This is a genomic window from Nocardia sp. 348MFTsu5.1 (genome assembly GCF_000383535.1).
Lineage (GTDB): Bacteria > Actinomycetota > Actinomycetes > Mycobacteriales > Mycobacteriaceae > Williamsia > Williamsia faeni.
Map to the genome: position 1 here is coordinate 30,038 of NZ_KB911511.1, position 11,913 is coordinate 41,950.

Consider the following 11,913-nt stretch of genomic DNA (forward strand, 5'->3'; position numbering starts at 1 on the left):
ATGCGGACTCACATGACGGAGACATCATGACCAAGGCAGAACCGGCCTACATGAATATCGACCGCGCCAACAATCCCGCAGTGGTCGCGGGCCGGCTGTCCCGCGAATACGTGGGCTCCCGAAACAAGGCGGCGTGGGTGAACCTATTCGCCGAAGACGGGATCGTGCAAGACCCGGTCGGCCCCTCGATGTTCGACGAAGAAGGCATCGGCTTCACCGGCCACGACCGCATCGGCCAGTTCTGGGACATGTCGATCGCTGCCACCGAACAGATCGAGTTCATCTTCGACGAAGAGGTCATCTGCGGCAACGAGGTCGCGTACATCGGAAAAATCGTCTCCCACATCTCAGGCCACGTATCCGAGGCCCGGGGTGTCTTCACCTACCGCGCCAATCCTGACGGCAAACTTGCTGCGCTACGGGCGTTCTGGGAAGTCGAGAAGACGATCAACTCGATGCGCAAAGCCTGACCCACCCTCCGTCGAGCGGGCCGAAACCGCCGAGCGTGCCGAAACCGCCGCCGAGCGTGCCCATATCACCGTTGACCGTGCCGAAGTTGCTCTCATAGTAGAGTTTTCGGCACGGTCAGTGGTCTTTTGAGCACGCTCGGCGGTGGTTTCGGCACGCTGGGCGGTGATATGGGCACGGTCGGTGGTGATATGGGCACGCTCGACGAAGGCGGCTGGCTGGTTTGGCACGCTCGGCGGCTCGGCGGCGGTGGACACCCCCAACAGCAGTGTGGCCCCACCCTTTCAAAGGATGGGGCCACACTGCTGGTTGTTATTAGTGCGCGACGGGGCAACCGGTTCCGTAGTTGACCGACATTTCCTTGACGCCGTTGATCCAGCCCGACCGAAGGCGGCGGGGCTCGGCGATCTTGGTGATGTCCGGCATGTGGTCGGCGATCGCGTTGAAGATCAGGTTGATCTCCATGCGGGCCAGATTCGCTCCGACGCAGTAGTGGGCACCGTGACCACCGAATCCCACGTGCGGGTTGGGATCTCGCAGGATGTTGAACTCGAAGGGCTTGTCGAAAACCTCTTCGTCGTAGTTCGCCGAACCGTAGAACATCCCGACGCGCTGGCCCTTCTTGATCTCGACACCGCCGAGAACCAGATCGTGACGGGCGGTGCGCTGAAAACAGTTGACCGGGGTCGCCCAGCGGACGATCTCGTCGGCCGTGGTCGACGGACGTTCCCGCTTGTACAGCTCCCACTGTTCCGGGTTGTCGATGAAGGCATTCATGCCGTGGCTGATGGCATTTCGGGTTGTTTCGTTGCCGGCCACCGCCAGCAGCAGCACGAAGTAGCCGAACTCGATCTCCTCGAGCGACTGCCCGTCGATGTCGGCCAGGACCAGTGCCGAGACGATGTCTTCTTTCGGGTTCTGCTTGCGCTGTTCGGCCATCGTGTAGGCGTATCCGAGCAGTTCGGCCGAGGCTATCTGCGCCGGAGTCAGCTCCTCGCCCTCGACGGGCTCGTTGAAGTCAGGGTCGTCGGTGTTCATCATCGTGTTCGACCAGTGGAACAGGCGCTCGCGATCTTCCGCGGGAACGCCGAGCAGATCGGCGATGGCCATCAGTGGAAGGTTGACCGCCACATCTTCGACGAAGTCGCCTTCCCCCTTGGCGGCCGCATCGCGAGCGATCTTCTGAGCCGCCTCTTCGAGGGACTCCTCCAACGCATGGACGGCCTTGGGCGTGAACAGCTTTGCCACGAGCTTGCGCAGGCGGGTGTGCTCCGGCGGATCGTGATTGATCAGCAGCGCCTTGGTGATGTCGAGTTGCTCGGCCGTCATCTCGTCGTCGAACCGCATGATCACACCGTTTTCATTGGTGGACCAATCGTCGTTGTTCTTCGAGACCGCCCGAATGTGCTCGTGCTTGCTGACAACCCAGTAGCCGCCGTCATGGAAGCCACCGCCCTTGCCCTCCTCCTGGGCGTTCCACCAGACGGGCGCGGTCTTACGTAATTCCGCGAACTCCCGGACCGGGATGCCTTGCTCCAACAGGTCAGGACTGGTGAAGTCGAACCCCTCAACGAATGGGCACACCTTCTCGGCCTGCGTCATTGCATTCCCCTCATCCTCTACATGAACGTGTTCTAGTCGATCGTAGAGCACAATGGTCAGCGAGGCCACTACCTGCTGTAATAGGACTTGTGTCCAGTTGACAACTTGTTCTAGTTTCGTATGGACAACGCGCTTTTCGCCGCACGAGAGGAAATGACATGGGAACACCGGTGATCGTCGAGGCGACCCGCTCCCCGATCGGCAAACGAGCAGGATGGCTCTCCGGGCTGCATCCGGCTGAACTGCTCGGAGCCACCCAGAAAGCACTGGTGGAACGTGCGGGCATCGACCCGAACGAGGTCGAGCAGGTCATCGGCGGCTGCGTGATGCAGGTCGGTGCGCAGTCGAACAACGTGACCCGCACCGCGTGGCTTCACGCCGGGCTTCCCTGGCAGACCGGGGCCACGACGGTTGATTGTCAGTGCGGTTCGGCCCAGCAGGCCAATCACCTGATCGCCGGCCTGATCGCGACGGGAACCATCGACGTCGGGATCGCCTGCGGTGTCGAGTCGATGACAACGGTGCCGCTCGGCGCCAACGTGATGCTCGAAGGGGCCGGAACCCGCCGTCCCGCTTCGTGGGACATCGACATGCCCGACCAATTCCTGGCCGCCGAACGTATCGCGACCCGTCGCGGGATCACCCGCGCCGACGTCGACGCACTCGGCGTGCGCAGCCAGCAGCTCGCCAAACGGGCGTGGGACGAGGGCCGCTACGACCGGGAGATCTTCTCGCTGAAGGCTCCCGAGCGGACCAAGGAAGGCGAGCTGACCGGCACCGTCCTCGATGTCGCCCGCGATCAGGGTTTGCGTGAGACGACCCTGGAATCTCTGGCCAAACTCAAGCCGGTCCTGGAGGGCGGCATCCACACCGCGGGCACCTCGTCGCAGGTCTCCGACGGCGCCGCCGCCGTCCTGATCATGGACGAGGACAAAGCCAAGGCACTGGGCCTGCGGCCTCGTGCGCGTTTCGTCGCTCAGGCGCTCGTCGGCGCCGAGCCGTACTACCACCTCGACGGACCGGTGCAGGCGACCGAGCGGGTTCTGGCGAAAGCCGGCATGTCGATCTCCGACATCGATCGTTTCGAGGTGAACGAGGCATTCGCGTCGGTGCTGCTGTCGTGGGCATCGGTGCACAACCCCGACATGGACAAAGTCAACGTCAACGGCGGCGCCATCGCGCTCGGACATCCGGTGGGATCCACCGGCGCACGCCTGATCACCACTGCACTGCACGAATTGGAACGTTCCGATTCGTCGACCGCCCTGATTACGATGTGCGCAGGCGGAGCGCTCTCCACCGGAACCATCATCGAACTGATCTGAGGTCTCGTGCTCCCGCAAGAAACACCCAAGGCCCTCAATTCCAAGGCCGTCAGCACCGCGATCAAGCTCGGGTCCCGTCTCAATACCCGGGTCTACAAGATGAGCGGGGGCCGGTTCGCGTCGAAGTGGCGGGTCGCCGCCGGCTTCAAGAAGCCGGTACCGATCGTCCTGCTGACAACGATCGGCCGTAAATCCGGGAAAGCCCGCACCGTCCCACTGATCTACCTGCGCGACGGCACCGACGTCGTGGTGGTCGCTTCGCAGGGCGGCTTGGCATCGAATCCGGCCTGGTATCTGAACCTGACCGCCAATCCCGATGTCACCATCCAGGAGGGTGCCACGACAACGGTGATGCGGGCCCGTGAAGCGACCGACCTCGAGCGGCAGCGGCTGTGGCCGCAGCTGGTCGAGCTCTACGCCGATTTCGACACCTACCGGGGCTGGACCGATCGCAAGATCCCGGTGATCATCTGCCAGCCGAAATGAGCTGATCACCCCGGCCGCAGGGGGTCCAAACCGCCAAGAGTTCATCGGCGCGTCGACGAGAATTCTTTGCGAAGGTCATCAGACGGTATCGCCGGGGCGGCCAGGTATGCCAGGATTTGTCGGCCATGACTAGAACCTCAGATTCCCAGCCCCCAGCCCCGAACACCGGCTGGGCTCAGCCGTCACGTCGCACGTTTCTCGGCGGAGCCGCCGCCGGGACCGTCGGCGTCCTCGGGACGGTCTATGCCGGACGCGCCACCGCCGGTGGTCAGGCACCCGGTGCCGTGTTCCGGCACGGCGTCGCGTCGGGTGATCCGTTGCCGGATCGCGTCATCCTGTGGACCCGCATCACGCCCACGGACGACGCGACACCGGGCTCGGGGCGCGGCAGCGCCACCTCCGTGGCCTGGGAAGTGGCAACCGATCCCGGATTTGCTTCGGTGGTCTCCTCGGGAACGGCCGCTACGAGTCCCGCATCCGACCTGACCGTCAAGGTCGACGCCGGTGGGCTGGCTCCAAATACCCGGTATCACTACCGTTTCCGCGTGGTCAGCGGTTCGGCGGCAGGCGTCGTTTCCCCGACCGGTCAGACAAAAACCGCTCCCGCAACCGCCGCGGACGTGGCGCGGGTGCGATTTGGTGTCGTCTCCTGTGCCAACTGGGAGGCCGGGTACTTCAGCGCCTACCGACATCTGGCCGCACAACCCGACCTCGACGCGATCGTCCACCTCGGCGACTACATCTACGAATACGGCGTCGGTGAATACGGCGGCCACGACGGAACGGTGCGAGCGCATCAGCCGGCCCACGACATCGTCTCACTCGCCGACTACCGAATCCGTCACGGCCAGTACAAATCTGATTCCGACCTGCAGGGTGCACACCAGAATGTGCCGTGGATCTGCACCTGGGACGATCACGAGTCGGCCAACGACTCCTACGCGTCGGGCGCCGAGAATCACACTGCCGCCGAAGGTGATTGGTCTGTGCGCAAGGCGAACTCCGAACAGGCCTACTTCGAGTGGATGCCGGTGAGGCCCGAGTCCGATGCCTCCGGGCGCCATATCTATCGGCGTCTGCGTTTCGGCAATCTGCTGGAGTTGAACATGCTGGATCTGCGGACATACCGCAGCGAACAGCAGTCGATGACGTCCGCGAAAACCGATGACCCGTCCGCGACCATCGCCGGCGCGGCGCAGATGTCCTGGCTGACCAACGGCATCGTCTCGTCACCGACCACGTGGCAGATCATCGGCAACCCGGTGATGATCAGTCCCATCCTGATTCCGCCGCTCGAGCCCAGCACCACCGCGGCACTCACCGAATTGCTCGGTGTTCCGAACGCCGGGATCCCGCTGAACTCCGATGCCTGGGACGGCTACACCGCCGACCGCAAACGGCTCTACCAAGCGCTACACGACAACAACGTCGAAAACGCGGTATTCATCACCGGTGACATCCACATGTCTTTCGCCTGCGACCTCCCGGTCGACGCCGCGAACTATCCCGGCGCCGGCACCGTGGGAACCGAACTGGTGGTGACGTCCGTCACCTCCAACAACGTCGACGACATCGTCGGGGTACCCGAATACACCGCCGGCGCGGTCGCTGCCGGCGCCCTGACCACGATCAACCACCATCTGCGCTGGGTGGACACCGACGCCCACGGCTACGCGGTTCTCACCGTGACCCCCGCCGCCACCCAGATGGATTGGTTCTTCATCACGAGCCGGGAGGATCCGGGTTCAGGTCAGCGATATGCCCAGTCCTGGCGGGTACCCAACGGTGCCCGGCACGTCCAGCCCGCCACCGGTCCGGCGCTCACGTAGGTGCTCCACATGCCCTGCCGCACGATCACGAATAGGATCGACCCATGACTGATCCAGACCGCGCCGCCATTCGCCGCGACATCACCGCCGCTCTCGAAGCCGCGTTCGAACAACGCCACGCCGTCCTCGATGCGATCGTCGAAGCCGAAGACCGCCCGGCCGCCGTCGCAGCCATCGCCGAACTTCTCTCGGTGCCTGCCATCGGCGCGGAAGCCGTCCTCGGAATGGCGTTCGATCGACTGACGGTGACGGCACGACGAGCCAACGCCGCCGAACTCGAGGACCTCAACAGCAAGCTGACGTTCACCCAGACCGATCGTCCGGCCGCGACCGCCGAGACGCTCACCCTGCGGCCGTTCAACGAGAGCGACGCCGACTTGTTCGCCGCCCGAACCGCCGACGTGGGTGCGGCCGGCGACGGCAGCGGAACCCCCGCCGACGACATCAGCAAAGAGATCTCCTGGGCCAACAGCCGGATGGACAACGAGGAAGCCGTGTGGCTCGTTGCCCTCGAAGGTGGCTCGAAGGTCGGCATCGTCTTCGGCGAACTGTCGGGCGGAGAGGTCGACGTCCGGATCTGGATCGCGCCCGAGCACCGCAAGCACGGCTACGGCACCGCGGCGTTGCGGCGCAGCCGTTCCGAACTCGCCGCGTACTTCCCCGGTGTCCCGATGGTCGTCCGCGCCCCCAGTTCATAACCGATAGACACTTCGTCTATGAAGATGCTCCACAAGACTTCTTGTGGGGCGTCTTCGTATTTGTGGAGCAGGCCGCCACCGAACCCGGTCCCGCCATACCGGCGTTGAATGGCCGTGGCACACCTCGATCGTGACCCCGATTCGATCATTGAGGAGGATGCGGACGGAGGCTTCCGTCCGCCTCCTCACGCCACTGCCGAACCGGAACCGCGCGCGCCGACGGCCAACTGCCCGAGCTGATCAGCCGAGCCACTTCGTCCGAGATGATCTCCCCGATCTTGATGGCGAGACCCCGGGGGAGTTCCAGATGCGCGGTTGCCGCCATACCGAGCTGTTGGGTCAGCACCGGAGCGACGAGCGGGGCATAGATCAGACGCCCGGCCTCGACTTCGCCCCGGCACGCCGAGAGGGGCAGGATTCCGTATCCGTGGCCGGCGACGATGAGTTCTTTCGTCACATCGAGCGAGTCCGTCACAAATTTGGCCCGAAGCCTCATCTCGTGTCGCAGGGCCGTGTTCGACAGCGTGTTCCCGATCCCGGTTTGCGAACTCGGCAAGACCAGAGGGTGGTCAGCGAGTTCGCTGAACAGCACGGGCCGGGCGGGATCCAGGGTCGAGGACAGGCCACCCACCACAAAAAGCTCCTCTGCCAGCAGGTCGCTGTAGAAGATCCGGTCATCTGTCACGGGGTTCATGATCGCGAGGTCGACAGAGCCTTTGAGCAAATCACCTAACAGCCGGTCTGTATTGGCAACTGCCACATGGAAAGTGACGCGGGGAAAGGCAGAACTCAAACTCCCCAGAAGCGGCACCGACAACACCTCGGCCGCCGTTGCCGGCAACCCCAGGAACAGGCCCCGCTCGATACGCGCCAACGGAGAACCCGCGTATGTGATGGCCCGCTCGAGTTGCCGCAGAGGCACAGCGGTCGCTGAGCGCAGCCGTTCGCCCTCCTCGGTCAGCACCACGCCGCGCGACGTTCGACGGAACAGAGTGACGCCGAGGTCCTCCTCGAGCAGCCGTATCTGACGACTTAGCGCAGGTTGGGCGATCCCCGCCACCTTCGCGGCCCGCGTCACCGAGCCCTCCTCCGCGACCTGCAGGAAATATTTGAGCCGGTGAGTGTCCATAACGTGTCCAGATGTACCAGCCATGCCAAATCGGCATGACTGAATGGCGAGATTGATATTGGCGCGCGGTGTGATGGCCGTCATAGCCTTCCTCTAAGGCACACCCATACGGATCCGCGAATGCAGATGATCTTCATCAACTCATCACCACCCATCCCGGGCCGACAGACAGCAGAGGTCAACGATGACTGAAACCGATCAACTACTGGATGTCGCGGTGACGCGTACCGGGCTCACCGATTTCGGAGACGATTCGTTCCGCGACGGTCTCGATGTCCTGGTCACCTCGCTCCGCGACGAGGCACAGCTCAATGATCTCGGCGAGAAGGTCATCTACGACCGGATCATCGGGCACCTGGCCCAGCGCCTGCAGGTCGAGGACTGGTACCGCCGCCATCCCGAAATCGACGATGAAATGATCAAGGACCCACTGATCGGGATCGGATTGCCGCGCACCGGATCGACCGCGCTTTCGATCCTGCTGGCCCAGGACCCGTCTGTGCGGTACCTGCGCCGATGGGAATCCGCCACACCGTGTCCGCCGCCGTCGACCATCACCGGAGACGACCCCCGCATACCCAAGGGGATGGACTTCAAAGTCGGATCGCGCCACCATGTTCCGGCCGACATCCATGGACCGATGGAATGTCTCGAGCTGATGTCGCTGGACTTCAAATCGAGCCTCTTCCAGTCCTTCGCCCAAATACCCACGTATTCGGACTGGTTTGCGAACACGGCCGATCTGACCACCACGTTCGAGTACCAAAAGCGGGTGATGAAACTCCTCCAATGGGGTGAACCGCAGCGCCCTTGGCGTCTCAAGTGTCCATCACACGTCCTGTTCCTCGACGAAATCACCAAGGTTTTTCCGGATGCACGGTTTGTCATGACCCACCGTGATCCCACAGACGTGATTCTCTCGGTGGCCGACCTGTACCGCGACATCATTTCGTCATTCACGGACAAGGTCGACTTGCACTACATCGGGAGGCTGAACGTCGAGCAGTGGTCGCTGGGCATGGATCGGACACTCGCGTTTCGCGCAGCAGGTGCCGAGGACCGGTTCTATGACATCGATTTCGCCGCTATGCAGAACAATCCCATCGGTGAGGTCGAAGGACTCTATCGATGGTTGGGCGAACCCGTCAGCGAACAGTTCAACAGTCAGATGCGCAACTGGTGGACCGAAGCAGCCGCCGTACGCGAACCGAGTTCGCGCGCGGATCCGGCGGAATTCGCCATCGACCTCGACCAGCTTCGACCCCGGTTCGCAGAGTATGTCGAGGCAGCACGCCTCTGGACGAAGCACTGAATCCCCCAACGTAGAAAGAGAAATCAATGACTGTTGATCTCACCGGCCGCATCGATCCCGCCCGCGAGAACGTCTTCGCCGTCAAGCCCGAAAACCCGGAAATGCGCGATTCGGTTAGCTTCTGGGTGCTGGACGACCGCGGTGAAGTGGCATTGCCCCGAATCGGGGTCGAGGCGGTGTCCAACAACTGGGACAACCACGATCTCCAGGTCAACGTGGCGCTCGCCGACGGACGCGTCTACCGGCTCCGCGACGGTGGGCCCTCTTGGCCGGTCGAGGACACCGAGGGTCGCCCGCGGGTGCTCGGTGCGGGTGGCCTGGGGTTCCAGTGCGTCGATCCGTTCAACAAGTGGACGATGACCTACGAGGGGAAGGCGGTACAAACCACATCCGCCGGTCTGCTGGAGGGCAAGATCGACGGCCCCCTGGTCAATGTGAGTTTCCGGGTCGAGGGGACAATGGCTGCGCCACCGTGGATTCAGGGCTCGCTGCAGGCTGAAGCCGCCGACAAACTGAAAAACTCGGTCGAAGGTGGCCTCATGGGAGGCGATCGCTACGAACAGCTGTTCCGCGCCAGTGGCGAACTGACCATCGATAACGAAGAGACACATACCTTTTCGGGCAATGGACTCCGCATCCGACGACAGGGCGTCCGCCAGCTCGCAGGTTTCTGGGGCCATTGCTGGCAGTCGGCGGTGTTCCCCAGCGGGCGAGCCTTTGGATACATCGCGTATCCACCCCGAGCCGACGGGCAGCCGACCTTCAACGAAGGATTCATCTTCTTGGGCGACGGAAAGCTGATCCCGGCACGAATCACAAAGGCTCCGTGGCTGTCTCGACTGCGAACCAGGGGTGAAGACGTTTCGCTCACTCTGGAGACCGCCGACGGTGTCTACGAGATCGCCGGCGAGACCGCGATCTCGACGCACGATGTGCACCACAGCGACAAGACCAACTCGATGAAGGCGCTCAAGGCAGAGATGCCGGACTTCCCGGTGCTACAACAGGCTTCAGTTCGCTACACGTGGGACAACGAGCAGACCTACGGGATGCTCGAGCGTTCGATTCCGCGTGAAAAGCTCGAGAGCGACTGACAATCCACACACCAGAGACGAACTGAGTCACCGGAACCTCGACCGCCGAAGTCGCCCTGATTCTCATCGATGCGCGCAAGGGCGTGCTCGAACAGACGCGCCGTCGGACAGAGCAAGGTCCTCCATTTGGGTACTCACTTTCAGGTCGATTGCCTGAATGTTAAGTCCTTCGACTTCACTTTGTCCTGCATGGTTTCATTGTTAGATGTCAATACCCCCAATCGGTCGGTCCGCCAAACAGCAACTGGTCCTCACCGCTGAGCGCCTTTTCGCAGTCCACGGCATCGATGGGGTTCCACTACGCCAGATCGGGACCGCTGCAGGGATGGCCAACAAGTCGGCCGTTCAGTACCACTTCGGCTCAAAAGAAGGCCTGGTCGAGGCCATCCTGGTCAACCGTCTCGACGACCTGGACCGTCGGCGAGCGCTCCTCCAGGCGCGAACCTCCGCCGACGACCTGCGTGGAGTAGTCGAAGCCCACCATCTACCGCTGATCGAACTGGCCGAAGACGAAGACTGCTACTACCTGCAGTTCCTCGAACAACTCGGCCATCTTCGGCAAAAGGTCCACCCCCTCGACCGCCTCCCCCCTTCCAACAGGGCCTTCGAGGACGCCTATAAGGAACGGCTGACATCACTACTCGGCGACATTCCTGAACCTCTACGCGAGATACGGATCCGACAGGCGTCAGCGACAAGCCTCCACGTATGCGCAGATCGGCACCGGGGAAAGAATCTGGGCGCACCCGTTCCGCCCTATGCCGTGCATGTGAGTCAGCTTCTCGACAGCCTGATTGCGCACCTAATCACACCGCCGTCGGCCGAGACGCTCGCGGCCCTGGGCGCGTGGACAGAATCGAACGGCCGAAGAACCACAACTGCGACGCCCAAAAGGAATGGCCACTCGTTGCCGAAAGTTGCCCCCGCGGGCGATTTACACCGGCCCCTGAGTATGACGAGTTCAGCAGGTCATCGCCGACAGAGCAGCACCTCCGTCACCCAAACCGAATCTCTGGTCAAACAACACCAGACGCCTGGCGCGCCGGCTGACGCTGGGCGTCCATTGAAATCACATCCCGAATCTGAACCAGAAAGAAGGTAAACGAGATGGAATCCCTTACGAAGCGGACCGTGGTCATCACGGGCGCAGCCAGCGGCATCGGCCGCAGCACTGCAATGTCAGCGGCGAGAAAAGGCGCAAACGTCGTTGTCGCCGACTGTGACCATCTCGGTGCAGAAGCGGTCGCCACAAGCATTCGCGCAACCGGCGCGGGAGCAATATCCGTACAGATCGACGTGGGCGACGACGCTGCATTCGAAGTACTTCGGGATGCGACGCTTGCGGAGTTCGGAAGCGTGGACGTCATCATGAATAATGCCGGTGTGCTCACCAAAGGGCTCCCGGAACACATTCCGGTGGCGGAATGGGAACGCGTAATCAATATAAACTTGATGTCCGTGGTCCGCAGCAACTCCGTGTTCCTGCCTCTTCTCCTTGAACAGGGAACCGGCCATATGGTGAACACGGCGTCATTCGCCGGCCTGTTCGGTTACTCATTCGACCGCCTCCCCTATTCCGCTTCGAAGGCCGCGATCATCCAACTCTCCGAAGGACTCGCTTTCTATTTGAAACCCAAGGGCATTGGTGTCACGGTCTTATGTCCGGGACCGGTTGCGACAAACATTGCTTCAACGATCAAGTCTTTTGGCCCCGACACCGGCACCCGAGGACCGGGTGCCCAGTTCAAGGTCAGATCAGCGGACGAGGTCGGAGAGATGGTTGTGGACGCCATACTCTGCAATCGCTTCATGCTTCAAACCGATGACCAGGTTGTTCCTATTTTGCAGAGTCGAGCAAGCGACTGGGATTCTTTCATCGATACAACAATTTCCTCATGGGATACCCAATCGACCAAACCGACAGGAACAGGTAAATGACCAGTGCTCGCGTCTAGGCCTCCGCATCTTCC

General features: G+C 62.3%; 11 protein-coding genes. 9 read left to right on the plus strand and 2 right to left on the minus strand.

Going from position 1 to position 11,913, the window contains the following annotated elements; genetic code table 11:
• The first annotated feature begins 26 nt into the window (after window positions 1–26).
• On the plus strand, window positions 27–470 hold the full coding sequence (locus tag H290_RS0106525; protein WP_020105975.1) for a nuclear transport factor 2 family protein: 444 nt from the start codon (window positions 27–29) through the stop codon (window positions 468–470).
• A 313-nt stretch (window positions 471–783) separates the two neighbouring features.
• Here the strand turns inward: H290_RS0106525 and H290_RS0106530 are convergent, their stop codons facing one another.
• Entirely contained in the window at window positions 784–2,070 is a 1,287-nt protein-coding gene (locus H290_RS0106530) for a cytochrome P450 (protein WP_036518337.1), read from the minus strand.
• A gap of 158 nt (window positions 2,071–2,228) precedes the next feature.
• Between H290_RS0106530 and H290_RS0106535 the strand changes: the two genes are divergently transcribed.
• From H290_RS0106535 to H290_RS0106550, 4 genes are all read left to right on the plus strand, one after another.
• The gene (locus H290_RS0106535; protein ID WP_020105977.1) at window positions 2,229–3,395 is read left to right on the plus strand and encodes a steroid 3-ketoacyl-CoA thiolase; all 1,167 of its coding nucleotides are present in this window, start codon (window positions 2,229–2,231) and stop codon (window positions 3,393–3,395) included.
• A 6-nt stretch (window positions 3,396–3,401) separates the two neighbouring features.
• Entirely contained in the window at window positions 3,402–3,881 is a 480-nt protein-coding gene (locus H290_RS0106540; RefSeq protein ID WP_020105978.1) for a nitroreductase family deazaflavin-dependent oxidoreductase, read from the plus strand.
• Window positions 3,882–4,006: 125 nt separating this feature from the next.
• Entirely contained in the window at window positions 4,007–5,710 is a 1,704-nt protein-coding gene (locus tag H290_RS0106545; protein ID WP_020105979.1) for an alkaline phosphatase, read from the plus strand.
• A gap of 44 nt (window positions 5,711–5,754) precedes the next feature.
• Window positions 5,755–6,408: a GNAT family N-acetyltransferase gene (locus H290_RS0106550; RefSeq protein WP_020105980.1), complete on the plus strand. Its 654-nt coding sequence runs from the start codon at window positions 5,755–5,757 to the stop codon at window positions 6,406–6,408.
• Between the two features lie 145 nt (window positions 6,409–6,553).
• Here H290_RS0106550 and H290_RS0106555 read toward each other — a convergent pair whose 3' ends face one another.
• Window positions 6,554–7,537, minus strand: a complete 984-nt coding sequence (locus H290_RS0106555; RefSeq protein ID WP_020105981.1) for a LysR family transcriptional regulator — start codon at window positions 7,535–7,537, stop codon at window positions 6,554–6,556.
• Between the two features lie 184 nt (window positions 7,538–7,721).
• On the opposite strand from H290_RS0106555, the gene H290_RS0106560 reads away from it, so the two are divergent.
• The 4 genes from H290_RS0106560 (at window position 7,722) to H290_RS0106580 (ending at window position 11,881) form a co-directional block, all read left to right on the plus strand.
• A complete protein-coding gene (locus H290_RS0106560; RefSeq protein WP_020105982.1) occupies window positions 7,722–8,849 on the plus strand; it encodes a sulfotransferase in 1,128 nt (375 codons plus the stop codon).
• A 26-nt stretch (window positions 8,850–8,875) separates the two neighbouring features.
• Window positions 8,876–9,943 (plus strand): hypothetical protein, encoded by a 1,068-nt coding sequence (locus H290_RS0106565; protein ID WP_020105983.1) that lies wholly within the window; start codon window positions 8,876–8,878, stop codon window positions 9,941–9,943.
• A gap of 205 nt (window positions 9,944–10,148) precedes the next feature.
• Window positions 10,149–11,045: a TetR/AcrR family transcriptional regulator gene (locus H290_RS30570; RefSeq protein WP_081631506.1), complete on the plus strand. Its 897-nt coding sequence runs from the start codon at window positions 10,149–10,151 to the stop codon at window positions 11,043–11,045.
• A 5-nt stretch (window positions 11,046–11,050) separates the two neighbouring features.
• Window positions 11,051–11,881, plus strand: a complete 831-nt coding sequence (locus tag H290_RS0106580; RefSeq protein ID WP_020105985.1) for an SDR family oxidoreductase — start codon at window positions 11,051–11,053, stop codon at window positions 11,879–11,881.
• Window positions 11,882–11,913: the final 32 nt, after the last annotated feature.